Raw genomic sequence first — 23,424 nt, forward strand, 5'->3', positions numbered from 1 at the left:
ACAGGAATCAGAACATGTTCAACGGTAAGTCGATTTTCATCTCCGGAGGCACCGGCTCGTTCGGGCGCAAATTCATCGCGCGCCTGCTCGAGCAATACCAGCCCAAGCGCGTGGTGGTGTTCTCCCGGGATGAGCTCAAGCAATACGAAATGCAGCAGACGTTCAACGCGCCGTGCATGCGTTACTTCCTCGGTGACGTGCGCGACGCCGAGCGTCTGCGCCAGGCCATGCGCGGCATCGATTACGTGGTGCACGCCGCGGCGTTGAAGCAGGTGCCGGCGGCGGAATACAACCCGACCGAATGCATTCGCACCAACGTCAACGGCGCGGAAAACATCATCGCCGCCGCCATCGACAACGGCGTGAAGAAAGTCGTCGCGCTGTCCACCGACAAGGCCGCGAGCCCGATCAACCTGTACGGCGCGACCAAGTTGCTGTCGGACAAGTTGTTCGTGGCGGCCAACAACATTGCCGGCGAACAGCAGACGCGTTTCGCCGTGGTGCGCTACGGCAACGTGGCCGGGTCGCGCGGGTCGGTGGTGCCGTTTTTCAGCCAGCTGATTGCCGATGGCGCGACCGAACTGCCGATCACCGATGAGCGCATGACCCGCTTCTGGATCACCCTCGATCATGGCGTGCAATTTGTGCTCGACAGCTTCGCGCGGATGCACGGCGGTGAAGTGTTCGTGCCGAAGATCCCGTCGATCCGTGTGGTCGATCTCGCGCGGGGAATGGCCGAGCACCTGCCGCACAAGAACGTCGGCATTCGCCCGGGCGAGAAACTGCACGAGCTGATGGTGCCGCTGGACGATGCGCGGATGACTCTGGAGTTCGCCGATCACTACACCATCCAGCCGTCGATTCGTTTCACCAGTGTCGACGTGGATTTCTCCGAGGACAAACTCGGCGAGCGTGGCGTGCCGGTCGGTGAAGATTTCGAATACCGCTCCGATACCAACCCGCACTTCCTCTCGGTGGGGCAGATCGCCGACCTGCACGCGAAGCTGTCGGTATGATTCCCTACGGTCGGCAAAGCCTCGACCAGACGGACATCGATGCGGTTGTCGAGGTGTTGCAGTCCGACTGGTTGACCCAGGGCCCGACCATCGAACGCTTCGAGCAGGCGATGGCCGAGCGTTGCCAGGCGGATTTCGCCGTGGCGGTGTGCAATGCCACGGCGGCGCTGCACATTGCCTGTGTGGCGGCGGGGCTGGGAGCGGGCGATCGTTTGTGGACCACGCCGAACACCTTTCTGGCTTCGGCCAACTGTGGGCGTTACTGCGGCGCGGATGTCGACTTCGTGGACATCGACCCACTGACGTGGAACCTCGATGCCGAAGTACTGGCGAGCAAACTCGATGCTGCCGAACGCGACGGCACGCTGCCCAAAGTGCTGGTGGCGGTGGCGTTCTCCGGGCAGAGCTGCGACATGCGGCGAATTGCCGAACTGGCCGAGCGCTACAACTTCACGGTGATCGAAGACGCCTCCCACGCGGTCGGCGCCCGTTACGCCGGGCGCCCGGTGGGCTGCGGTGAATTTGCCGCGATGACCGTGTTCAGTTTTCACCCGGTGAAGATCATCACCAGCGGCGAAGGTGGCATGGTGCTGACCAATCGCCCGGAACTGGCCGAGCGCCTGCAACGCCTGCGCAGCCACGGCATGACCCGCGATCCGCAGCAGATGACCGAACCCAGTCACGGCCCGTGGTATTACCAGCAGGTCGAGCTGGGGTTCAATTACCGGATCACCGATCTGCAAGCCGCATTGGGCCTGTCACAGTTGAGCAAACTGGACGGGTTCATCGCCCGTCGCCGGGAGCTGGCCGCGCGTTACGACCGCTTGCTGGCGTACTTGCCGGTGACTTTGCCGAGCCTCCAGCCGGAGGCCGAGTCTGCCTGGCATCTTTATGTGGTGCGTTTGCAGACGGATCGCATCAGCCTCAGCCACCGTCAGGTGTTCGAAGGCCTGCGTGCCGCCGGCGTCGGCGTGAACCTGCACTACATTCCTGTGCATTTGCAGCCTTACTATCGTGACCTGGGTTTCGCCGAGGGAGATTTCCCCGAGGCCGAACGTTATTACGCCGAAGCGATCAGCCTGCCGCTGTTCCCGTTGCTGAGCGATCAGCAGCAGGACTACGTGGTCGAGCAATTGCGTCGGTTGACTGAATGATTGCCGCTGCGGCGGTGGATGGAAAACGGTAATGCGTGATCTGAGCGAGCAGGAACAATTCTGGCAGGGCGAATTCGGCAACCAGTACGTTGACCGCAACGTCGGCCAGCCACTGGTGGCGGCCAATCTGGCGTTGTTCGCCAAGGCGCTGACCCGGGCCGGGCGGATCGACAGCCTGCTGGAACTGGGCACCAACGCCGGCAACAACCTGCAGGCGTTGCGTCAGTTGCTGCCGAAGTGCGAGCTGTTCGGCGTCGAAATCAATGCCAGTGCCTGTGCCCAGGCGCGTGCGCTGGACATCGCGAACATCTGGCACGGTTCGCTGTTCGACTTTCCCCGTGAGCGCCAATATGACCTGACCCTGAGCAAAGGCGTGCTGATCCATCTGGCGCCGGAGCTGTTGCCGACGGCGTATGCGCAGTTGTATGAGTTGAGTTCGCGCTACATTCTGATCGCCGAGTACTACAATCCGTCGCCGGTGGAAGTGTCCTATCGCGGCAACAGCGGCAAGCTGTTCAAGCGCGATTTTGCCGGGGAAATGCTTGACCGTTATCCTGATCTGCAACTGCTGGATTACGGCTTCGGTTATCACCGCGATCCGCAATTTCCGGTCGACGACATCACCTGGTTCCTGTTGGAAAAACGTCCTTGAACAACGTCGCAATCATCCCGGCCCGCGGGGGCAGCAAACGCATCCCGCGCAAGAATCTCAAACCGTTCGACGGTGTGCCGATGATTGTCCGTTCGATTCGCACGGCCCTCGATTCAGGGTTGTTCGAGCAAGTGGTGGTCAGTACCGACGACGCAGAGATAGCAGACGTGGCGCGGGCCAATGGCGCTCACGTGCCGTTCATGCGTCCGGCGGAGCTGGCCGATGATTTCACCGGCACCGCGGCGGTGATCGTGCATGCCTTGCAGCAATTGCCGGCCTTCGATTACGCCTGCTGTGTGTACGCCACTGCACCGTTGTTGCAGGCGCGGTTTCTGCGTCAGGGGCTGGAGTTGCTGGCGCAGCATCCGGACAAATCCTTTGCTTTTTCAGTCACCGATTTCGGCTTTCCGGTGCAGCGCGCGTTGACCCTCGACGGGCAGGGCGCGCTGACGGCGTTATACCCCGAATTTCGCAATACCCGTTCCCAGGATCTGCCGACAGCCTTTCAGGATGCCGGCCAGTTCTACTGGGGTCGCAGTGATGCCTGGTTGCGGGGCGAGGTGCTGTATTCGCCGGCCAGTCTGCCGGTGATCCTGCCCCGGCATCTGGTGCAGGACATCGATACCGTCGAAGACTGGACGCGCGCCGAGTACCTTTACGCGGCACTCAAGGCTGGCGGGGAATTGCAATGAGAGTGTTGATCCGTGCCGACGCCTCGCCGACCATCGGCAGCGGCCACATCGCTCGCTGCCTGACACTGGCGCGGGTGCTGCGCACGCAAGGCAGTCATGTCGCGTTTGCCTGTCGTCGTTTGCCGGGGCATCGACTTGATGCGTTGCAGAGCGAAGGCTTCGAGACCTTCGCGTTGCCGGATCGCTACGTCGATGAAGATCCGGAGCAGGCCATCGAGTCGATGCTGCCGTGGCAGGCGGATATCGAGGCACTGGCGGCGCAGCTGGAAGGGCAGCCCGGGTTTGACTGGGTGATCGCCGACCATTACGGCCTCGACCATCACTGGCAGACCGCCGCACGCCGCTTCGCGCCACGGATTGCCGCCGTCGACGATCTGGCGACCCGTCGGTACAGCGTGGATCTGCTGCTCAATCAGAACCTCTCGGGGCTCAGCGAAAACTATCAGCCGTTGTTGCCAGCCGGTTGCCGAACGCTGCTCGGTCCGCGCTTCGCCATGCTGCGCGAAGAATTCAGTGGCCCGGCCATCGAGATCAAACCGGTGGCGCGACGGGTGCTGGTGAATTTCGGCGGCTTCGATGCAGCGCGGCAGACCCATCACGCGATGCTGGCGCTGGCGGACTTTTCGGCGCTTGAAGTGGATTTCGTCGCCGGTGCCGACAACCCGGCCTGGGCAGAGATGCAGGCGCTGGCCGAAACGCGGTCGCACTGGCGCCTGCACAGTTTTGTCAGCGATTTTCATCGGCGCATGACCGAGGCCGACCTGTTTATCGGCGCCGGCGGTGGCACCAGTTGGGAACGCGCGGCGCTGGGCTTGCCGACGATCTGCATTGCGGTATCGAACAACCAACAGACCAACGGTGAGGTGATGGCGGCGGCCGGCGCGCATGTGTTCATGGGCGCGCGGGAGCAGGTCAGCGTCGAGCAACTGCGCGATGCCATCGGCTTTGTCGTGGGCAACTTTTATCTGCGCCAGAGCCTGGCGGAGCGTTCGCGACAACTGGTCGATGGACGCGGTGCGCTGCGGGTTGCAGCGGCACTGGCCGGCGCGGTGCTCAAGTTGCGCCTGGCGACGCAGGACGATGCGCAGTTGTTGTTCGATGGACGCAATGCCGAGGTGGTGCGCCGCTGGTCGCTGGACAGCGCTGAGATTGATTGGGCGCAGCACGTGAACTGGCTGGTTGCGTGCCTGCGCAATCCTCAACGACTGCTGCTGGTGGCCGAGGCGGATGATGGCCCGGTTGGTGTCCTGCGCTACGATCTGCGCGGCTTTGAGGCAGAAGTTTCGCTGTATCTGTTCGAAGGGCGTCTGGGTCTCGGCTGGGGCAGGGCGCTGCTGGCGCAGGGGGAGACCTTTGTGGCTGCGCACTGGCCGCAGATGACCGCCATCACCGCCCAGGTATTGCCGGCCAATCAGCCCTCGATGAATGTTTTTCGTGACGCCGGGTTCACCCAGAGTGCCTGCGCGTTCAGCAAGGTTTTGAAGGAATCCCGTCAATGAGCAGTTTCAAGATCGGCGACCGCCGGATCGGTGCCGATGCGTCGCCGTTCATCATCGCTGAAATGAGCGGCAACCATAACCAGTCGCTGGACGTCGCCTTGCAGATTGTCGAAGCGGCGGCCAAGGCCGGCGCGCATGCCTTGAAACTGCAAACCTACACCGCCGAAACCATGACCCTGGATCTGGCGGAAGGCGAGTTCTTCATCAAGGATCCGAACAGTCTGTGGGCTGGCACCTCGCTCTACGACCTGTATGAAAAGGCCCACACACCTTGGGAATGGCACGCACCGATCTTCGCTCGGGCGAAAGAGCTGGGCATGCTCGCGTTTTCGACACCGTTCGATGACAGCGCCGTGGACTTCCTTGAAAGTCTCGAGGTGCCGGCCTACAAGATCGCCAGTTTCGAGAACACCGATCTGCCGTTGATCCGCCGTGTCGCAGCGACCGGCAAGCCACTGATCATTTCCACCGGCATGGCCAGCCTCGCCGAACTCGACGAAACCGTGCGCGCTGCGCGTGAGGCCGGGTGCAAGGATCTGGTGTTGCTCAAGTGCACCAGCACTTACCCGGCGACGCCGATCAACAGCAACGTGCGCACGATCCCGCATCTGCGTGAGCTGTTCGGCTGCGAGGTCGGCTTGTCCGATCATTCGATGGGTGTCGGTGTGTCGGTGGCGGCGGTGGCGCTGGGCGCGACCGTGGTGGAAAAACACTTCACCCTCGACCGTGCAGCCGGTGGGGTGGACGCCAGTTTCTCGCTGGAGCCGGCGGAACTGGCCAGTCTGGTGGTCGAGACCGAGCGCGCCTGGCAGGCCATGGGCCAGGTGCATTACGGCGTGACCGAGGCTGAGAAAAAGTCGCTGGTCTACCGCCGGTCGCTGTACGTCACCGCTGATATGGCGGCCGGTGAACCCTTCACGGCGGCCAATGTGCGCGCCATTCGTCCCGGTCTCGGTCTGCCGCCCAAGCACACCGATGCCGTCCTCGGGCGCCGAGCGCGCCAGCCGATCAAACGCGGTACGCCGCTGGACTGGTCATTGGTCGAATGACCCGATCTGTCACCGATTCGGCAAAATAGCGTGACCTGCGAGTCATAACGCGCATCTTCACTGTATTGTAATGACCGGGGAGATGGCGCCTGGCCCGTTTTCGGTTCCAGTGATAGCCCTTTGCGCTCCCCGTGGCTGCCCGTTGTGGCGGCCGTTTTCTGTTTGTCGGCGCCCCTCGAATCCTTGCGAGCGGTGGTATTGGGCTGTTTATTATTGGGAAGCCGTAATGATTGGCATAAAAAGCATTGCGAGCTACGTTCCTGTAGCCGGCGTGGACAATTACGCACAAGGTGCAAAATTCGAGAAGGATGAAGAATTCATCCTCGGCAAGATCGGTTCGGCCTTCCTCCCACGCAAAGACGCGGAACAGGAAACCTCCGATCTGTGCGTTGAAGCGGCCAATGCGCTGTTTGCCAACAACCCTGAACTGAAACGTGAATCCATCGATGCGCTGATCGTCGTCACCCAGAACGGTGACGAAGAAGGCCTGCCGCACACGGCTGCCATCGTCCAGGACAAGCTCGGCCTGCCGACCAATGTCGCGGCGTTCGACATTTCCCTGGGTTGCTCCGGCTACGTCTACGGCATCTACGCGATCAAGGGCTTCATGGAAGCCGCAGGCCTGAAGAACGGCTTGCTGATCACCGCTGATCCGTATTCGAAGATCGTTGACCCGGAAGATCGCAACACCACCATGCTGTTCGGCGACGCCGCCACCGCGACCTGGATGGGCGAAGACCCGGTCTGGGCGCTGGGCAAGGCCAAGTTCGGCACCGACGGTTCCGGCGCACCGCACCTGAAGGTGACCGATGGTGTGTTCTTCATGAACGGCCGTCAGGTGTTCAACTTTGCATTGTTGAAAGTCCCGGCGCACTTGCATGAACTGCTCGACGATTCCGGCCTGAAGGCCGATGACATCGACGCCTTCTGCATCCACCAGGGCAGTGCGGCGATTGTCGATGCGGTAGCGCGACGTTTCGAAGGCGAGCCGGAGAAGTTCATCAAGGACATGGTCGAGACCGGTAACACCGTGTCGTCCAGTGTGCCGCTGCTGCTGGAAAAACACGTGATGGATTCCGACTGGAATCGCATTGCGATCAGTGGTTTCGGTGTCGGTCTGTCGTGGGGTTCGGCGATTATTTATCGTCCTTGAATCCGCTAAAAAACGGCGGATACAAAAATAGCGTTCAAGGGTTAACCTTGAACGCTATTTTTTTGCCTGAAGAGAGCGCGAGGCGTCATGAGTGAGTTTTTCCAAGCCAACGCTGAAGTCATCGAACGACGCTGGCCGGCGCTGTTCGCACGATTGCTGAACGAAGACAGTTCGGCGATCGAGGCCGAACTGACGCAGGGGCTGGGCTCGACGCTGAGCATAGACGGCATTCAGCTCACCAGCCGGCATGACCGTGCCCGCGAGGCGCAGATTCAGGCTGCCAGCCTGCCGACGGACAAGCCGCAACTTCACGTCTACGGCACCGGTCTCGGGGATTTGCCGGTGGTGCTGTTGGAGCGCTCCGGGCTCGAGCGTTTGTACGTGCACATTCTCAATGGCGCGCTGTTCGCTCTGGTGCTGCAACTGCTGGATCAGCGGGAGTGGCTGCAGGATCCGCGGGTTGAATTGCTCTATGCCGGCGACCTGTCCGACATCTGCACGCCGTTTTTCGCCTTGCCTGCCGAGATGCTGCTGGCCGATGACTACAACGCGAAGATTCGTGATCGGCTGGTCAGTGAAGTGCACCTGAGCTTCAACAATCGTGAATTCGATCCGCAGTCACCCTTCATTCGACAGCGTCTGCAGGACTGCTTGCCGGTATTGCTTGGCGACGATGATGTGGCGACGTTGTTCGGCACCTGTGCCGGTCGGGAGATCTATGTGATCGGCACCGGGCCGACACTGGAACAGCATTTCGAACGTCTGGCCGCGATCCGCGAGCGGGCCGGGCGTCCGTTGTTCATTTGTGTCGATACCGCCTACCGGCCACTGCGCGAGCACGGGATCGTGCCCGACTATGTGGTGAGCATCGATCAGCGCATCAGCTTCCGGCATTTGCCTTTCGAGGAGTCCGACGGCATCCCGCTGGTGTATCTGCCCATGAGTGATCCTGAAGTGTTGAGGGCCTGGAAGGGCAAGCGTTATGGCGGTTACTCGGCCAGTCCGGTCTATGCGGCATTGAGTGAGCAGCACCCGCGAGCGCTGTTGCATATGGGCGGCAGCGTGATTCATCCGGCCGTGGACCTGGCGGTGAAGATGGGCGCTTCACGCATCACGCTGTTCGGTGCCGATTTTGCCTTCCCGATGAACAAGACCCATGCCGGCTGGAATGATGGTGACCTAGGGCCGTCGGTGAATCAGGCGCGGCACTGGGTGCGTGACGGGCATGGTCAGCGCGTCAGTACCCAGCTCAATTTTCGCGGTTACTTGTGTGTGCTGGAGCGATACATAGCCAGTCAGCCGCACGTGGCGTTTTTCAACAGCAGCCGGGCGGGTGCGCAGATTGCCGGGACGGGTTTCAATCAGGAGTTCGTGCAATGAGTGCGCCGCAATCATGGGTAGACGAATGCCACCAGTGCGCCGGGCTGTTCCGCCTGGGGCGTGATGTCGAGGCGGCATTGACCATGGTCGATGTGTTCGAGGGCGCGCAGCAGTCATTGCTGTCGGCCGGCGCGCAGACGCAGCAAATCTGGGCGCAGTTGCTCACGCAAATGCTCGAGTGCCAGGAGCGTCAGGACTGGTTGGGACTTGCCGATTTCATGGAGTACGAGTTGATTCAATTGCTGGAACAACCGTCCACCTGAGGAAGGTCGAAGGCGCTGGCCCGCAGGTTTGCGCCACGGACGGTTTTATGACGTCATTTTTTCGAAGGTAAAGTGCTGCTAAGTCTTTGTTTTCTAGGGGGTGGCAGGTTGATGGCAAATTTTTTCAAAAAAGCCCTCAAGCAACCTGCAAACCCGACGATAACTATTACGAAGGTTCTCTAGGCCATACCCGGCGGTTGCCAGGGCCGGAAGCCGCAGTACCCAACCAACGAGGAATTCGTCATGGCTTTAACAGTAAACACCAACACCACGTCGTTGAACGTTCAGAAAAACCTGAACCGCGCTTCCGACGCTCTGTCGACTTCGATGCAGCGCCTGTCTTCCGGCCTGAAAATCAACAGCGCTAAAGACGACGCCGCTGGCCTGCAGATCGCCACTCGTATGCAATCGCAAATCCGCGGTGGCAACCAGGCTATCCAGAACGCCAACGACGGTATCTCCGTTGCCCAGACCGCTGAAGGCGCTCTGCAAGCTACTACCGACATCCTGCAGCGTATGCGTGAACTGGCTGTTAAAGCACGTACCGGCACCAACGGCACTGCTGACCAGCGCGCAACCAACGGCGAATTCGCTGACCTGTCCGACGAAATCAGCCGTATCGCTGCTTCCACCAACCTGAACGGCAAAAACCTGCTGGACGGTTCGGCTGGTACTGTGACCCTGCAAGTTGGTGCCAACACCGGTACTGCTAACCACATCGACCTGGTACTGAGCTCCAAGTTCGACGCCGTCAGCCTGTCCGTGGACAAAGCTACTCTGGCTCTGACCGGTGCTACCCCTGCTGCTGCTGGTAGCAACATCGACAACGCTATCACTGCAATCGACGCTGCTATCGCTGCGATCGGTGATACCCGTGCCAGCCTGGGTGCTTCGCAAAACCGTCTGAACAGCACCATCGCCAACCTGCAGAACATCGTTGAGAACACCACCGCTGCACAGGGTCGTGTACAAGACACCGACTTCGCCGCGGAAACTGCTAACCTGACCAAGCAGCAAACTCTGCAGCAGGCTTCGACCTCCGTTCTGGCTCAAGCCAACCAACTGCCTTCCGCTGTACTGAAGCTGCTTCAGTAATTTCGGAATGAGTTTGGGCGGGGGAGTGCGCTAGTCGTGCTCTCTCGCCTTTTTACGTTAGGAGGTGATGAGCATGGACATGAGCGTAAAGCTTAACCAGTCTTATCCGGCTCCCAAGCCAGTAACGCCGGTTGCTGACAAACCGTCAGAGACGCCCAAGGTTGCCAAGGCTGACGCGCCGGTCGCTGACAAGGGTCAGGATACGGACGAGACGAAGTTGAAGCTGGCGGTGCAGGAGATCGAGAAGTTCGTTCAATCGATCAAGCGCAATCTGGAGTTCTCTATCGACGAACACTCCGGGAAGGTCATCGTCAAGGTGATCGCGAGCGAGACGGGTGAGGTCGTTCGACAGATCCCCTCCGCAGAAGCCCTCAAACTGGCAGACAGCCTCGCGAACGCAAGTCACGTATTGTTCGACGCCAAAGTCTGAGAGCTGGCATGAATAGTGTTTGTCCGTTCTCAGGATGCGTGTAACGGTCAAAAGAACGGCAACAATTTGAAGGGAGATGCACATGGCAAGTCCAATTCTACCGGGTACCGGACTGGGTTCCGGCCTGGATATCGGTGCGATTGTCACTGCGCTGGTCAACGCCGACAAGGCGCCGAAGCAGTCGCAGATCGATACTGCGACCAAAGCCAACACGCTGAAGATTTCCGGCATCGGTTCGTTGAAGAGCGCGCTGACCACGTTCCAGACGGCGATGAAAAACCTGGGCAGCACGACCAATCCTGCGTTTGCCGGCTTCACCGCGACTTCAAGTAACACGAACGTTCTGAATGCTACTTCCGACAGCACCGCAGTGTCGGGCAATTACAATGTTGTCGTGACCCAGTTGGCCACCGGTTCGAAAATTGCCAGTGCCTCTTTCGCCGGCGGTGCCGCCAGTGCCATTCCGAGTGGTACCCTGAAAATCAGTCAGAATGGCACTGATTACAACGTCGACATTCCGGCCGGTTCTACCTTGCAAAACACCCGCGATGCCATCAACAAGGCTCAGGGTGCCAACGGTATTTCCGCCAACATCGTGACTGACGCCAGCGGTGCTTCGCGTCTGGTGATCAGTTCGAACAAGACCGGCGCAGGTTCCGACCTCACCGTCAGCGGTATTGCGGGCCTGGAAATCGATGGTACCAAGCCGATGAGCACCAGTCCGGCGGCAGGTGATTCGGGCGCGGTCAACGGCGTTGCCAAAGATGCCCTGTTGACTATCGATGGTCTTCAGGTCAGCAGCAAAAGCAACACTGTGACTGGCGCAATCAGTGGTCTGACGCTGAATCTGACAACCGTCAGCCCTGGCTCGCCGACGCCCACTCCGACTGTTGTCAGCGTAGATGCCAACACCAAGGGCCTGCAGACATCGATTCAGCAGTTTGTCGATGCCTACAACGCGTTGAAGACCACCATCGATACGCTGTCCAAGGCGACACCGGACGAAGATGGCAAACTGACCGTGCAAGCGGCTTTCACGGGTGACGCGATGCCGCGTGCACTGATTGCCAGTGTTCGCGCCGAGTTGACGGCACCAGGGGCGGGTGGTCCGCTGGCTGTGCTGTCGCAGTTGGGTGTGATGACCGACCGCAACACCGGTAACCTGACGTTTAATACCGATACGTTCAACAAGACCATGGCCCAGCCAGGCATGACCGGTCAGGTTCAGCAGTTGTTCACGGGTACCGACGATAAAAATGGGCTGTTGACGCGTATGAGCAAAGCGGTTGATCCGTATCTCAACCCGCCGGCGAGCAATAAGTCCACCCCTAGTTTGCTTGACCAGCGCATGGCCATTCTGACCAAAAACACGCGTAGTCTTGCCGATCAGCAGACGGCTCTGGATATACGCGTTGCCGGCATGACCAAGACGTTGACTGCCAAGTACAACGCCATGGACTTGCTGGTAGGGCAAATGAAGGCGACGGCGAGCAATATTACGTCGTTCTTCGCCTCGCTGAACGCTCAGCAATCCGCGAAGTAACCAGCAGGCACGACAAAAACCCGGCTACGCTCCATCGGCGTGCGCCGGGTTTTTGTCTTTTGATCTAAAGTTCTGTGATTCGTTGGCGATACACTGGTTATACGAGTCATTGTGGCAATGAGGTAGAACATGAATCCAATGTTAGCCCTTCGGCAATACCAGAAAGTCGGCGCACACGCCCAGACGTCCGAAGCGAGTCCGCACCGCCTGGTGCAAATGTTGATGGAAGGTGGCCTGGACCGGATCGCGCAAGCCAAAGGCGCCATCGAGCGCAAGGATATTGCTGCCAAGTGCACGGCCATCAGTAAAGCCGTTGGCATCATCGGTGGATTGTGTGAAGGCCTGGATCTGGAAAACAGCGCTGACTCGGTGGGTGATCTCAACCAGCTTTACATTTACATGATGAAGCGACTCGCTGAGGCCAACGCCAAGAGTGATCCACGGATACTCGACGAGGTGGCCGACCTGCTGCGCACCGTAAAGGAAGGCTGGGACGGCATTGCTCCACCAGGCCCCCAGTTTTAAGGAGAGCACCATGAGTCTTGTATTGCAGAGAATCGCCGATACCCGTGAAGCGCTGGTCGGTGCGCTGGCCGAGCGTAACTGGGAGGCCATTGGAGAGCTGGATCTGGCTTGCCGTTCCTGCATGGAAGACGTCATGGCCGAGGCCTCGCTTGATGAGCAGGCGTTGCGCGATAACCTTGAGGAGTTGCTGCATGTCTACAAGCAGCTTCTTGAAGTCGCCATGGGCGAGCGTCAGGCGATAGTCGACGAGATGTCGCAGATCACCCAAGCGCAGAACGCGGCAAAGGTTTACCATCTGTTTGGTTAATTAACCCTCAGTTAATCCAGACATGTGCGCCATAAATTTGACTGTGCACGGTTTTTTGACTTAACTAGTGGCTGTTTTCAGATTTCAGGCGTCTACAGGCACAAGGTGTCCTGCAAGCGTCTCGCTTGCCCCTCATTTTGGGCATTGAGTTGACTAGGGAAGTTGCTATTGCATGTGGCGTGAAACCAAAATTCTGCTGATCGATGACGATAGCGTCCGCCGCCGCGACCTGGCGGTGATCTTAAATTTTCTTGGCGAAGAAAATTTACCCTGCGGAAGCCATGACTGGCAGCAGGCAGTCGGCTCTTTGTCGTCTAGTCGAGAGGTCATTTGCGTACTGATCGGGACGGTCAATGCTCCTGGTGCGCTTTTGGGCCTGTTAAAGACACTCTCGACCTGGGATGAGTTCCTTCCGGTTTTGCTGATGGGCGATAATTCTTCGGTGGACTTGCCCGAAGACCAACGCCGCCGGGTGCTTTCGACTCTCGAAATGCCGCCGAGCTACAGCAAGCTGCTCGACTCCCTGCACCGTGCCCAGGTCTATCGCGAAATGTACGATCAGGCTCGCGAACGCGGCCGTCATCGCGAACCCAACCTGTTCCGCAGCCTTGTCGGCACCAGCCGTGCGATCCAGCACGTGCGCCAGATGATGCAGCAAGTGGCCGACACCGACGCCAGCGTGTTGATCCTCGGCGAGTCCGGTACCGGCAAGGAAGTGGTTGCGCGCAACCTCCATTACCATTCCAAACGTCGCGACGCGCCGTTCGTCCCGGTCAACTGCGGGGCGATCCCGGCCGAGTTGCTGGAAAGCGAACTGTTCGGTCACGAGAAGGGCGCCTTCACCGGCGCGATCACCAGCCGTGCCGGCCGCTTCGAGCTGGCCAACGGCGGTACGCTGTTCCTCGACGAAATCGGCGACATGCCGCTGCCGATGCAGGTCAAGTTGCTGCGCGTGTTGCAGGAGCGCACCTTCGAGCGTGTGGGCAGCAACAAGACCCAGAGCGTCGACGTGCGGATCATCGCGGCGACCCACAAGAATCTCGAAAGCATGATCGAGATCGGCACCTTCCGCGAAGACCTCTACTATCGCCTGAACGTGTTCCCGATCGAGATGGCGCCGCTGCGTGAGCGCGTCGAAGACATTCCGTTGCTGATGAACGAGCTGATCTCGCGCATGGAGCACGAGAAGCGCGGTTCGATCCGCTTCAACTCCGCCGCGATCATGTCCCTGTGCCGCCACGGCTGGCCGGGCAACGTCCGTGAGCTGGCCAACCTGGTGGAGCGCATGGCGATCATGCATCCGTACGGGGTGATCGGCGTGGTCGAGTTGCCGAAGAAATTTCGCTACGTCGACGACGAAGACGAGCAAATGGTCGACAGCCTGCGCAGCGATCTGGAAGAGCGCGTGGCGATCAACGGCCATACGCCGGACTTCACCGCCAACGCCATGCTGCCGCCGGAAGGTCTCGACCTGAAGGACTACCTCGGTGGTCTGGAGCAGGGCTTGATCCAGCAGGCGCTGGACGACGCCAACGGCATCGTGGCCCGCGCCGCCGAACGCCTGCGCATTCGCCGCACCACGCTGGTGGAGAAGATGCGCAAGTACGGCATGAGCCGTCGTGAAGGTGATGAACAGGCGGATGATTGACGCCTGTTTTTCAACTGCTTCATTTATAAGCGGTTTTTTTTAGGCACGGGTATTGCTACATCCCTCGCAACGTTCCGTTTAACTGACGGTCAGCCAAGCGAGAGAGCACAATGCCCCAAGCCTCCCAGATGTCTTCTGTTCCCGAGTCCTCGGGGCAACTGCCGTCCGTAGAGCAGGCGAGCCGTCAGGGGCTTGAGCAGGCATTCGCCCTGTTCAACCAGATGTCCAGCCAGTTGACCGACTCCTACAGCATGCTCGAAGCCCGGGTTACCGAGCTCAAGGGCGAGCTGGCCGTGGTCAGCGCCCAGCGCATGCAGGAACTGGCGGAAAAAGAACGCCTGGCCAACCGTCTGCAAAACCTCCTCGATCTGTTGCCCGGTGGCGTGATCGTCATCGACGGTCACGGCATGGTGCGTGAGGCCAATCCTGCCGCCATCGACTTGCTCGGCCTGCCGCTGGAAGGCGAACTGTGGCGCCATGTCATCGCCCGCTGCTTCGCGCCCCGCGAAGACGATGGTCACGAAATTTCCTTGAAAAACGGTCGGCGCCTGTCGATTGCCACTCGCTCGCTGGATGCCGAGCCGGGACAGTTGGTGCTGCTCAACGACCTGACTGAAACCCGTCACTTGCAGGATCAACTGGCGCGCCACGAGCGACTGTCGTCACTGGGGCGGATGGTTGCGTCGCTGGCTCATCAAATCCGTACGCCGTTGTCCGCTGCATTGCTGTACGCCAGTCATTTGACCGAGCAGGAATTGCCGGTCGCCACGCAGCAGCGTTTCGCCGGTCGCCTCAAGGAGCGCCTGCACGAGCTGGAGCATCAGGTGCGCGACATGCTGGTGTTCGCTCGCGGCGAGCTGCCGCTGACCGACCGTGTCACGCCGAATGCCTTGATGCAGTCGTTGCAGGCCGCGGCGCTGACCCATGTGCAGGATCTGCCGATCCGCTGGCAGTGCGACAGCCATGCCGGCGAGTTGCTGTGCAATCGCGACACGCTGGTCGGGGCGCTGCTCAATCTGATTGAAAATGCCATCCAGGCGAGTGCCGGCGAGGTGCGTCTGAAGGTGCATTGCTATACCCGCGACAACACCCTGCGTTTGTGTGTCAGTGACAGCGGCAGCGGTATTGATGCGGAAGTGCTGGCGCGGCTGGGCGAGCCGTTTTTCACCACCAAAGTCACCGGGACCGGCCTGGGCCTGACCGTGGTCAAGGCTGTGGCGCGTGCGCATCAGGGAGAATTGCAGCTGCGTTCGCGGGTCGGGCGCGGTACGTGCGCGCAGGTCATCCTGCCGTTGTTTTCTGCTGTACAGGGAGCTGAGTGAAGGTCATGGGCATCAAGGTTCTGCTGGTCGAGGATGACCGCTCGTTGCGCGAAGCGCTGGCCGATACGCTGTTGCTGGCCGGTCACGACTATCACGCGGTGGGTTCGGCCGAAGAGGCGCTGAACGCCGTCGAGCGCGAAGCGTTCAGTCTGGTGGTCAGCGACGTCAACATGCCGGGCATGGATGGTCATCAATTGCTCGGCCTGCTGCGCGCGCGACAACCGCAATTGCCGGTGCTGCTGATGACTGCCCATGGCGCGGTCGAGCGCGCGGTCGATGCGATGCGCCAGGGCGCGGCGGATTATCTGGTCAAGCCGTTCGAGCCCAAGGCTCTGCTGGATCTGGTAGCACGCCACGCCTTGGGCAGTCTCGGCGCCAGTGACGCCGAAGGGCCGGTCGCGGTCGAGCCGGCCAGTGCTCAATTGCTGGATCTGGCGGCGCGGGTTGCGCGCAGCGATTCCACCGTGCTGATCTCCGGCGAGTCCGGCACCGGCAAGGAAGTGCTGGCACGTTACATCCACCAGCAATCCCATCGCGCCAGTCAGCCGTTCATTGCGATCAACTGTGCGGCGATCCCGGACAACATGCTCGAAGCCACTCTGTTCGGTCACGAAAAAGGCTCGTTCACCGGCGCCATCGCGGCCCAGGCCGGCAAGTTCGAACAGGCGGACGGCGGCACCATTCTGCTCGACGAAATTTCCGAAATGCCCCTCGGCCTGCAAGCCAAGCTATTGCGGGTTTTGCAGGAGCGGGAAGTCGAGCGGGTCGGTGCACGCAAGCCCATCACCCTCGATATTCGCGTAGTGGCGACCACCAACCGTGATCTGGCCGGTGAAGTGGCGGCGGGGCGGTTCCGTGAAGACCTCTATTATCGTCTGTCGGTATTTCCGCTGGCCTGGCGTCCGTTGCGCGAGCGCACCGCCGATATCCTGCCGCTGGCCGAGCGTCTGTTGGCCAAGCACGTCAATAAAATGAAGCATGCGATGGCTAAGTTCTCGCCCGAGGCGCAAGCGTGCCTGATCGGTTATCCGTGGCCGGGCAACGTGCGCGAGCTGGATAACGCGGTCCAGCGGGCCTTGATTCTCCAGCAGGGCGGCTTGATCCAGCCGCAGGATTTCTGTCTCTCCGGGCCTGCGCTGTTTGCTCCATTGCCGGCGGCGGTGCCGGTTGCGCCGGTCATTCGTGAAGTCGAGATCGAGGCGGATTCGGCCGGTGCGCTGGGCGATGACCTGCGCCGTCGCGAGTTCCAGATGATCATCGACACCCTGCGTACCGAGCGCGGTCGACGCAAGGAAGCCGCCGAAAAACTCGGCATCAGCCCGCGCACCCTGCGTTACAAACTGGCGCAAATGCGCGATGCGGGCATGGATGTCGAAGGTTACCTGTTCGCCACCTGACGGGTGCGCAAACGTTTGAAACGGCTTTTCTGAAAGCGGTGCCCACGAGCTGGCACCGTTGTTGCTAACACCTGAGTACCCGCCGAGTGAGTGTCAAAAAATTGCGGGCCGCCCAAGAGAGTAGACCATGAGCCAAGGTATTGAATTTAATCGGTTGATGATGGACATGAAGGCCATGCAAATGGACGCCATGTCGAAGCCGAAATCGATTGCCGCTGCCCCTGAAGTGGCAGGCAGCAGCTTTTCCGACATGCTCGGTCAGGCCATCAACAAAGTCAGTGATACCCAGCAGGCGTCGACTCAGTTGGCCAACGCATTTGAAATCGGCAAGAGCGGCGTCGATCTGACGGACGTGATGATTGCCTCGCAAAAAGCCAGCGTGTCGTTCCAGGCCTTGACCCAGGTGCGCAACAAGCTGGTTCAGGCTTATCAAGACATCATGCAGATGCCGGTTTAAGGACGAGATTGAGTCATGGCAGAAGCAGTCGCCGATAACGTTCCGGCCAAGGCCACCCCGATAGACGGCAAACCGCCGCTGTTCGGCCTGTCCTTCCTGGAAAACCTCTCCGAGATGACCGTGCTGCGTCAGGTGGGCCTGTTGGTCGGCCTGGCCGCGAGCGTGGCGATTGGCTTTGCCGTGGTGCTGTGGTCGCAGCAACCGGACTACCGGCCTCTGTACGGCAGCCTTGCCGGTATGGACGCCAAGCAGGTCATGGACACCCTGGCCTCCGCCGATATTCCCTACACCGTCGAACCGAATTCCGGCGCCTTGCTGGTCAAGGCCGATGACCTGTCCCGCGCGCGGCTCAAGCTCGCGGCCGCTGGTGTCACTCCCAGCGACGGCAACATCGGTTTTGAGATTCTCGACAAGGAACAGGGTCTGGGCACCAGCCAGTTCATGGAAGCGACCCGTTATCGTCGCGGCCTCGAAGGCGAGCTGGCCCGCACCATTTCCAGCCTGAACAACGTCAAGGGCGCGCGCGTTCACCTGGCGATCCCGAAAAGTTCGGTGTTCGTCCGTGACGAACGCAAGCCAAGCGCTTCGGTACTGGTCGAGCTGTACTCCGGTCGTTCGCTGGAGCCAGGCCAGGTCGTTGCCATCATCAATCTGGTGGCAACCTCCGTTCCCGAGCTGAGCAAATCGCAGATCACCGTCGTCGACCAGAAGGGCAACCTGCTGTCGGATCAGGCGGAAAACTCCGAAATGACCATGGCCGGCAAGCAGTTTGACTACAGCCGCCGCATGGAAAGCATGCTCACCCAGCGCGTGCACAACATTCTGCAACCGGTACTGGGCAACGATCGCTACAAGGCTGAAGTGTCGGCCGACGTTGATTTCAGTGCCGTCGAATCGACCGCCGAGCAGTTCAACCCGGATCAACCGGCCCTGCGCAGCGAGCAGTCGGTCAACGAACAACGCACCGCCAGCAATGGCCCGCAAGGTGTGCCGGGTGCCTTGAGCAACCAGCCACCGTCGCCGGCTTCGGCGCCGCAGACCACCGGTGGTGCAGCCGCGCCGGCAAGCATGGTGCAGCCAGGTCAGCCACTGGTTGATGCCAACGGTCAGCAGATCATGGATCCGGCCACCGGCCAGCCGATGCTCGCACCGTATCCGGCGGACAAGCGTCAACAATCCACCAAGAACTTCGAACTCGACCGTTCCATCAGCCACACCAAACAGCAGCAGGGTCGCCTGAATCGCCTGTCGGTGTCGGTGGTGGTGGACGATCAGGTCAAGATCAATCCGGCCAACGGCGAAACCACCCGTGCGCCGTGGAGCGCCGACGAATTGGCGCGCTTCACCCGTCTGGTACAGGACGCTGTCGGCTTCGACGCCAGCCGTGGCGACAGCGTCAGCGTGATCAACATGCCGTTCTCCGCCGAGCGCGGCGAAGTGATCGCCGACATTCCGTTCTACTCCCAGCCATGGTTCTGGGACATCGTCAAACAAGTGCTGGGTGTGTTGTTCATCCTGGTGCTGGTGTTCGGCGTGCTGCGTCCGGTGCTCAACAACATCACCGGTGGCGGCAAAAGCAAGGAGCTGGCCGGTCTGGGCGGCGACATGGAACTCGGTGGCATGGGCGGTCTGGATGGTGAACTGTCCAACGATCGCGTCAGCCTCGGCGGCCCGACCAGCATTCTGCTGCCGAGCCCGAGCGAGGGTTATGACGCTCAGTTGAACGCAATCAAGAGTCTGGTGGCAGAAGACCCGGGTCGTGTGGCCCAGGTCGTGAAAGAGTGGATTAACGCAGATGAGTGATAACCGAGCCGCCGTCGCCAAACTGTCCCGGGTCGATAAAGCCGCGATTCTGCTGCTGTCCCTGGGTTCGACCGATGCCGCACAAGTGCTGCGCCACATGGGCCCCAAAGAGGTCCAGCGAGTCGGTGTGGCCATGGCCCAGATGGGCAACGTCCACCGTGAGCAGGTCGAGCAGGTCATGAGCGAGTTCGTCGACATCGTCGGCGACCAGACCAGCCTGGGCGTCGGCTCCGACGACTACGTGCGCAAAATGCTCACCCAGGCCCTGGGTGAAGACAAGGCCAACGGCCTGATCGACCGCATTCTGCTGGGTGGCAACACCAGTGGCCTCGACAGCCTGAAATGGATGGAGCCGCGCGCCGTTGCCGACGTGATCCGTTACGAGCACCCGCAGATTCAGGCGATCGTGGTCGCGTACCTCGATCCGGATCAGGCCGGTGAAGTGCTGGGCAACTTCGACCACAAAGTGCGTCTGGACATCATCCTGCGCGTCTCGTCGTTGAACACCGTGCAGCCGGCCGCGCTGAAAGAATTGAACCAGATCCTCGAGAAGCAGTTCTCCGGCAACTCGAACGCCTCGCGCACCACCCTGGGTGGTATCAAGCGGGCGGCGGACATCATGAACTTCCTCGACAGCTCGATCGAAGGCCAGCTCATGGACTCGATCCGCGAAGTCGACGAAGACCTGTCCGGTCAGATCGAAGACCTCATGTTCGTGTTCAACAACCTGGCCGATGTCGACGACCGCGGTATCCAGGCGCTGTTGCGCGAAGTCTCCTCCGACGTGCTGGTGCTGGCCCTCAAGGGTTCGGACGAAGGTGTCAAAGAGAAGATCTTCAAGAACATGTCCAAGCGTGCTGCCGAACTGCTGCGCGACGACCTCGAGGCCAAGGGCCCGGTGCGCGTCAGCGACGTGGAGACCGCGCAGAAGGAAATCCTCACCATCGCCCGCCGTATGGCCGAAGCCGGAGAAATCGTGCTCGGCGGCAAGGGCGGCGAGGAAATGATCTAAGCCCATGGACAAGCATGACGACGATGTGACGGACCTGATCCGTGCCCGGGACGTCCGCGGTTTCGATACCTGGGCCTTGCCCAGCTTCGATCCGCCGAAACCTGAGCCCGAGCCGGAACCGGAGCCCGAACCGCCGGAAATGGAAGAAGTGCCGCTGGAAGAAGTCCAGCCACTGACTCTGGAAGAACTCGAAAGCATCCGTCAGGAGGCCTACAACGAGGGCTTCGCCATCGGCGAAAAGGAAGGCTTTCACAGCGCCACCCTCAAAGTGCGCCAGGAAGCCGAAGTGGTCCTGACGGCCAAGGTCAACAGCCTTGAGCAACTGATGGGCCACCTGTTCGAGCCCATCGCCGAGCAAGACACCCAGATTGAAAAGTCGCTGGTCGACCTCGTGCAGCACATCGCCAAACAGGTGATTCAGCGCGAGCTGGCCATCGACTCGACGCAGATCGAACACGTCATGCGCGACGCGCTCAAGCTGTTGCCGCTGGGCGTGGGCAATGTGCGGCTATACGTCAACCCGCAGGATTTCGAACAGGTCAAAGCCCTGCGCGAACGTCATGAGGAAACCTGGCGCATTGTCGAGGACGAATCCCTGCTGCCGGGCGGTTGCCGGGTCGAGACCGACCACAGCCGGATCGACGCCAGTATCGAAACCCGCGTCAGCCAGGTCATGGCCAAGCTGTTCGACCAGTTGCACGAACAGGCCCTGCACCCGGCCGCGCCGGACCTGAGCCTGGACCTGCCGGAAGCGCCAAAACCGGCACCGGTCGCAGAAGAGCCGCTCGCGGACGCCCCCGATGCGCCTTGAACGCACCAGTTTCGCCAAGCGCCTGAGCACCTACGCCGAGGCCACCGAAATCGCCGGTGCGCCGATCCTCGAAGGGCGCCTGCTGCGCATGGTCGGCCTGACGCTCGAAGCCGAAGGTCTGCGCGCCGCCATGGGTACCCGCTGCATGGTGATCAACGACGACACCTATCACCCGTCCCAGGTTGAAGCCGAAGTCATGGGCTTCTCCGGCAGCAAGGTGTTCCTGATGCCGGTCGGCAGCGTAGCCGGCATTGCCCCGGGCGCCCGCGTGGTGCCGCTGGCCGACACCGGTCGTTTGCCGATGGGCATGAGCATGCTCGGTCGCGTGCTCGACGGCGCCGGACGTGCGCTGGACGGCAAGGGCGGCATGAAGGCCGAAGACTGGGTGCCGATGGACGGCCCGACGATCAACCCGCTCAACCGTGACCCGATCAGCGTGCCGCTGGACGTCGGCATCCGTTGCATCAACGGTTTGTTGACGGTCGGTCGCGGCCAGCGTCTGGGTCTCTTCGCCGGTACCGGTGTCGGTAAGTCGGTGTTGCTCGGCATGATGACCCGCTTCACCGAGGCCGACATCATCGTCGTCGGTCTGATCGGTGAGCGGGGTCGAGAAGTTAAAGAGTTCATCGAGCACATCCTCGGTGAAGAAGGCCTCAAGCGTTCCGTGGTGGTGGCGTCGCCAGCGGACGATGCGCCCCTGATGCGTCTGCGCGCGGCGATGTACTGCACGCGGATCGCCGAGTATTTCCGCGACAAGGGCAAGAACGTCCTGTTGCTGATGGATTCCCTGACCCGTTTCGCCCAGGCCCAGCGGGAGATCGCCCTGGCCATTGGCGAGCCGCCGGCGACCAAGGGCTATCCGCCTTCGGTGTTTGCCAAGCTGCCGAAACTGGTGGAGCGCGCCGGTAATGCGGAGAAGGGCGGGGGTTCGATCACCGCGTTCTACACCGTACTGTCCGAGGGCGATGACCAGCAGGACCCGATTGCCGACTCGGCGCGGGGTGTGCTCGACGGGCACATCGTGTTGTCTCGGCGGCTGGCCGAGGAAGGTCATTACCCGGCCATCGATATCGAAGCCTCGATCAGCCGGGTGATGCCGGCGGTGGTGTCGCCGGAACACATGACCCGCGCGCAATACTTCAAGCAGCTGTGGTCGCGCTACCAACAGAGCCGCGACCTGATCAGCGTCGGCGCCTATGTCGCTGGCGGTGATCGCGAGACCGACCTTGCCATCAATCTGCAACCGCAATTGGTCAGATACCTGCGTCAGGGTCTCAACGACAACATCAGCCTGGGTGAAAGCGAGGCGTACCTCGAAACGATTTTCGCCCCGGCGGCCGGCGGGTAACCGGTCATGGCCCTGAGTCGAGCCGCGCGTCTGGCGCCAGTGGTGGACATGGCCGAGAAGGCCGAGAAAACCGCCGTGCAGCGCCTGGGTTACTTTCAGGGTCAGGTGAAGGTGGCCGAGAGCAAACTCGCCGACCTGCATGCCTTTCGTCTGGATTACTCCGAGCAGTGGATCGTTCGCGGCAGCACGGGTGTTTCCGGGCAATGGCTGCTGGGTTTTCAGGGCTTTCTGGCGCAACTCGACACCGCCGTCGATCAACAGCGTCAAAGTCTGCAATGGCACCAGAACAACCTGGACAAGGCCCGCGATGCCTGGCAGCAGGCATTCGCCCGGGTCGAAGGTCTGCGCAAGCTTGTACAGCGTTATCTGGATGAAGCGCAGCGTGCCGAAGACAAGCGCGAACAGAAGCTGCTGGACGAGTTGTCCCAGCGTTTGCCGCGCCACGAGGCGTTTTGACGGGCAGATCTCGCACAGATCCCGACGCCATCGCGCCTTGCCCATGGCCCCTCCAGGTGCTAAACCTTGTACACGTTCGTCAATGACAAGGAAGCCAGTACATGTCAGTCGTTACAGAAGTCTCTCCGGATGGGCAAAAGCTGACGATTTCGATCAAGGGCCGGTTCGATTTCGGTCGCCATCAGGAGTTTCGCGAGTCCTACGAGCGACTCAACAGAAAGCCCGACGCCATCGTCGTGGATCTCAAGGATGCCACCTATCTCGACAGTTCAGCGCTGGGCATGCTGCTTCTGCTGCGTGATCACGCGGGTGGTGACGACTCGGATGTACGAGTGATCAACAGCAATTCGGATGTGCGCAAGATCCTCGCCATTTCCAACTTCGACAAACTGTTCGACATCAGTTGACGGCC

24 protein-coding genes are annotated in these 23,424 nt (G+C 60.7%); all 24 read left to right on the plus strand.

What is annotated here, in order from left to right; all coding sequences use genetic code 11:
• Nucleotides 1-14: 14 nt before the first annotated feature.
• The 24 genes from pseB to AC1Q9F_RS23315 all read left to right on the plus strand — a co-directional run bounded on the left by pseB (nt 15) and on the right by AC1Q9F_RS23315 (nt 23,419).
• Entirely contained in the window at nt 15-1,016 is a 1,002-nt protein-coding gene (gene pseB / locus AC1Q9F_RS23200) for a UDP-N-acetylglucosamine 4,6-dehydratase (inverting) (RefSeq protein WP_207985402.1), read from the plus strand.
• Entirely contained in the window at nt 1,013-2,170 is a 1,158-nt protein-coding gene (gene pseC / locus AC1Q9F_RS23205) for a UDP-4-amino-4,6-dideoxy-N-acetyl-beta-L-altrosamine transaminase (protein ID WP_207985403.1), read from the plus strand. Before pseB ends, pseC begins: the two co-directional genes overlap by 4 nt.
• A 31-nt stretch (nt 2,171-2,201) precedes the next feature.
• Nucleotides 2,202-2,822: a pseudaminic acid biosynthesis-associated methylase gene (locus AC1Q9F_RS23210; protein ID WP_207985404.1), complete on the plus strand. Its 621-nt coding sequence runs from the start codon at nt 2,202-2,204 to the stop codon at nt 2,820-2,822.
• Nucleotides 2,819-3,514: a pseudaminic acid cytidylyltransferase gene (gene pseF / locus AC1Q9F_RS23215; RefSeq protein WP_492621028.1), complete on the plus strand. Its 696-nt coding sequence runs from the start codon at nt 2,819-2,821 to the stop codon at nt 3,512-3,514. Before AC1Q9F_RS23210 ends, pseF begins: the two co-directional genes overlap by 4 nt.
• A complete protein-coding gene (gene pseG, locus AC1Q9F_RS23220; RefSeq protein WP_492621027.1) occupies nt 3,511-5,013 on the plus strand; it encodes a UDP-2,4-diacetamido-2,4,6-trideoxy-beta-L-altropyranose hydrolase in 1,503 nt (500 codons plus the stop codon). Before pseF ends, pseG begins: the two co-directional genes overlap by 4 nt.
• Entirely contained in the window at nt 5,010-6,062 is a 1,053-nt protein-coding gene (gene pseI / locus AC1Q9F_RS23225) for a pseudaminic acid synthase (protein ID WP_492621026.1), read from the plus strand. The genes pseG and pseI overlap by 4 nt, the downstream gene beginning before the upstream one ends.
• A gap of 226 nt (nt 6,063-6,288) precedes the next feature.
• Nucleotides 6,289-7,215: a ketoacyl-ACP synthase III gene (locus AC1Q9F_RS23230; RefSeq protein WP_085611535.1), complete on the plus strand. Its 927-nt coding sequence runs from the start codon at nt 6,289-6,291 to the stop codon at nt 7,213-7,215.
• 87 nt (nt 7,216-7,302) lie between these two features.
• A complete protein-coding gene (locus AC1Q9F_RS23235) occupies nt 7,303-8,595 on the plus strand; it encodes a motility associated factor glycosyltransferase family protein (RefSeq protein ID WP_492621025.1) in 1,293 nt (430 codons plus the stop codon).
• A complete protein-coding gene (locus AC1Q9F_RS23240) occupies nt 8,592-8,858 on the plus strand; it encodes a hypothetical protein (RefSeq protein ID WP_207985410.1) in 267 nt (88 codons plus the stop codon). The genes AC1Q9F_RS23235 and AC1Q9F_RS23240 overlap by 4 nt, the downstream gene beginning before the upstream one ends.
• Nucleotides 8,859-9,101: 243 nt before the next feature.
• Nucleotides 9,102-9,953, plus strand: coding sequence for a flagellin domain-containing protein (locus AC1Q9F_RS23245; protein ID WP_207985411.1), 852 nt, complete (start codon nt 9,102-9,104; stop codon nt 9,951-9,953).
• A 73-nt stretch (nt 9,954-10,026) separates the two neighbouring features.
• Nucleotides 10,027-10,383 carry a flagellar protein FlaG gene (locus tag AC1Q9F_RS23250; protein ID WP_207985412.1) on the plus strand — a complete coding sequence of 119 codons (357 nt, stop codon included), beginning with the start codon at nt 10,027-10,029 and terminating at the stop codon, nt 10,381-10,383.
• 82 nt (nt 10,384-10,465) lie between these two features.
• Nucleotides 10,466-11,926, plus strand: a complete 1,461-nt coding sequence (gene fliD, locus AC1Q9F_RS23255; protein WP_492621024.1) for a flagellar filament capping protein FliD — start codon at nt 10,466-10,468, stop codon at nt 11,924-11,926.
• A 129-nt stretch (nt 11,927-12,055) separates the two neighbouring features.
• On the plus strand, nt 12,056-12,451 hold the full coding sequence (gene fliS, locus AC1Q9F_RS23260) for a flagellar export chaperone FliS (protein WP_207985414.1): 396 nt from the start codon (nt 12,056-12,058) through the stop codon (nt 12,449-12,451).
• 10 nt (nt 12,452-12,461) lie between these two features.
• A complete protein-coding gene (gene fliT / locus AC1Q9F_RS23265; RefSeq protein ID WP_127797297.1) occupies nt 12,462-12,758 on the plus strand; it encodes a flagellar protein FliT in 297 nt (98 codons plus the stop codon).
• A gap of 172 nt (nt 12,759-12,930) precedes the next feature.
• Nucleotides 12,931-14,406, plus strand: coding sequence for a sigma-54 dependent transcriptional regulator (locus AC1Q9F_RS23270; RefSeq protein ID WP_003222863.1), 1,476 nt, complete (start codon nt 12,931-12,933; stop codon nt 14,404-14,406).
• 110 nt (nt 14,407-14,516) lie between these two features.
• Nucleotides 14,517-15,728: a sensor histidine kinase gene (locus AC1Q9F_RS23275; protein WP_492621023.1), complete on the plus strand. Its 1,212-nt coding sequence runs from the start codon at nt 14,517-14,519 to the stop codon at nt 15,726-15,728.
• A 5-nt stretch (nt 15,729-15,733) separates the two neighbouring features.
• Nucleotides 15,734-17,125, plus strand: coding sequence for a sigma-54-dependent transcriptional regulator (locus AC1Q9F_RS23280; protein ID WP_492621022.1), 1,392 nt, complete (start codon nt 15,734-15,736; stop codon nt 17,123-17,125).
• 127 nt (nt 17,126-17,252) lie between these two features.
• Nucleotides 17,253-17,582 carry a flagellar hook-basal body complex protein FliE gene (gene fliE / locus AC1Q9F_RS23285; RefSeq protein WP_007958292.1) on the plus strand — a complete coding sequence of 110 codons (330 nt, stop codon included), beginning with the start codon at nt 17,253-17,255 and terminating at the stop codon, nt 17,580-17,582.
• Nucleotides 17,583-17,597: 15 nt separating this feature from the next.
• A complete protein-coding gene (fliF, locus tag AC1Q9F_RS23290) occupies nt 17,598-19,385 on the plus strand; it encodes a flagellar basal-body MS-ring/collar protein FliF (protein WP_007958290.1) in 1,788 nt (595 codons plus the stop codon).
• Nucleotides 19,378-20,397, plus strand: coding sequence for a flagellar motor switch protein FliG (gene fliG / locus AC1Q9F_RS23295; protein ID WP_007958288.1), 1,020 nt, complete (start codon nt 19,378-19,380; stop codon nt 20,395-20,397). The genes fliF and fliG overlap by 8 nt, the downstream gene beginning before the upstream one ends.
• A gap of 4 nt (nt 20,398-20,401) precedes the next feature.
• Nucleotides 20,402-21,208, plus strand: coding sequence for a flagellar assembly protein FliH (fliH, locus tag AC1Q9F_RS23300; RefSeq protein WP_492621021.1), 807 nt, complete (start codon nt 20,402-20,404; stop codon nt 21,206-21,208).
• The gene (fliI, locus tag AC1Q9F_RS23305; protein WP_207985417.1) at nt 21,198-22,556 is read left to right on the plus strand and encodes a flagellar protein export ATPase FliI; all 1,359 of its coding nucleotides are present in this window, start codon (nt 21,198-21,200) and stop codon (nt 22,554-22,556) included. Before fliH ends, fliI begins: the two co-directional genes overlap by 11 nt.
• Nucleotides 22,557-22,562: 6 nt before the next feature.
• The gene (gene fliJ, locus AC1Q9F_RS23310) at nt 22,563-23,012 is read left to right on the plus strand and encodes a flagellar export protein FliJ (protein WP_007951935.1); all 450 of its coding nucleotides are present in this window, start codon (nt 22,563-22,565) and stop codon (nt 23,010-23,012) included.
• A 101-nt stretch (nt 23,013-23,113) separates the two neighbouring features.
• Complete coding sequence (locus tag AC1Q9F_RS23315) at nt 23,114-23,419, plus strand: STAS domain-containing protein (protein ID WP_492621020.1); 306 nt, start codon at nt 23,114-23,116, stop codon at nt 23,417-23,419.
• The last annotated feature ends 5 nt before the right edge of the window (nt 23,420-23,424 follow it).

Source organism: Pseudomonas sp. GW823-FHT04A03, assembly GCF_058796615.1.

Bases quoted from the DNA above. Each gene is read 5' to 3' on its own strand.
- AC1Q9F_RS23230 (WP_085611535.1), top strand. From the start codon at position 6,289: ATGATTGGCATAAAAAGCATTGCGAGCTACGTTCCTGTAGCCGGCGTG.
- pseB (WP_207985402.1), top strand. From the start codon at position 15: ATGTTCAACGGTAAGTCGATTTTCATCTCCGGAGGCACCGGCTCGTTC.
- fliH (WP_492621021.1), top strand. From the start codon at position 20,402: ATGGACAAGCATGACGACGATGTGACGGACCTGATCCGTGCCCGGGAC.
- AC1Q9F_RS23280 (WP_492621022.1), top strand. From the start codon at position 15,734: ATGGGCATCAAGGTTCTGCTGGTCGAGGATGACCGCTCGTTGCGCGAA.
- AC1Q9F_RS23250 (WP_207985412.1), top strand. From the start codon at position 10,027: ATGGACATGAGCGTAAAGCTTAACCAGTCTTATCCGGCTCCCAAGCCA.
- fliJ (WP_007951935.1), top strand. From the start codon at position 22,563: ATGGCCCTGAGTCGAGCCGCGCGTCTGGCGCCAGTGGTGGACATGGCC.
- AC1Q9F_RS23275 (WP_492621023.1), top strand. From the start codon at position 14,517: ATGCCCCAAGCCTCCCAGATGTCTTCTGTTCCCGAGTCCTCGGGGCAA.
- fliE (WP_007958292.1), top strand. From the start codon at position 17,253: ATGAGCCAAGGTATTGAATTTAATCGGTTGATGATGGACATGAAGGCC.
- pseC (WP_207985403.1), top strand. From the start codon at position 1,013: ATGATTCCCTACGGTCGGCAAAGCCTCGACCAGACGGACATCGATGCG.
- fliG (WP_007958288.1), top strand. From the start codon at position 19,378: ATGAGTGATAACCGAGCCGCCGTCGCCAAACTGTCCCGGGTCGATAAA.
- AC1Q9F_RS23245 (WP_207985411.1), top strand. From the start codon at position 9,102: ATGGCTTTAACAGTAAACACCAACACCACGTCGTTGAACGTTCAGAAA.
- AC1Q9F_RS23235 (WP_492621025.1), top strand. From the start codon at position 7,303: ATGAGTGAGTTTTTCCAAGCCAACGCTGAAGTCATCGAACGACGCTGG.
- fliS (WP_207985414.1), top strand. From the start codon at position 12,056: ATGAATCCAATGTTAGCCCTTCGGCAATACCAGAAAGTCGGCGCACAC.
- fliT (WP_127797297.1), top strand. From the start codon at position 12,462: ATGAGTCTTGTATTGCAGAGAATCGCCGATACCCGTGAAGCGCTGGTC.
- AC1Q9F_RS23270 (WP_003222863.1), top strand. From the start codon at position 12,931: ATGTGGCGTGAAACCAAAATTCTGCTGATCGATGACGATAGCGTCCGC.
- fliI (WP_207985417.1), top strand. From the start codon at position 21,198: ATGCGCCTTGAACGCACCAGTTTCGCCAAGCGCCTGAGCACCTACGCC.
- AC1Q9F_RS23210 (WP_207985404.1), top strand. From the start codon at position 2,202: ATGCGTGATCTGAGCGAGCAGGAACAATTCTGGCAGGGCGAATTCGGC.
- fliF (WP_007958290.1), top strand. From the start codon at position 17,598: ATGGCAGAAGCAGTCGCCGATAACGTTCCGGCCAAGGCCACCCCGATA.
- fliD (WP_492621024.1), top strand. From the start codon at position 10,466: ATGGCAAGTCCAATTCTACCGGGTACCGGACTGGGTTCCGGCCTGGAT.
- AC1Q9F_RS23240 (WP_207985410.1), top strand. From the start codon at position 8,592: ATGAGTGCGCCGCAATCATGGGTAGACGAATGCCACCAGTGCGCCGGG.
- AC1Q9F_RS23315 (WP_492621020.1), top strand. From the start codon at position 23,114: ATGTCAGTCGTTACAGAAGTCTCTCCGGATGGGCAAAAGCTGACGATT.
- pseG (WP_492621027.1), top strand. From the start codon at position 3,511: ATGAGAGTGTTGATCCGTGCCGACGCCTCGCCGACCATCGGCAGCGGC.
- pseI (WP_492621026.1), top strand. From the start codon at position 5,010: ATGAGCAGTTTCAAGATCGGCGACCGCCGGATCGGTGCCGATGCGTCG.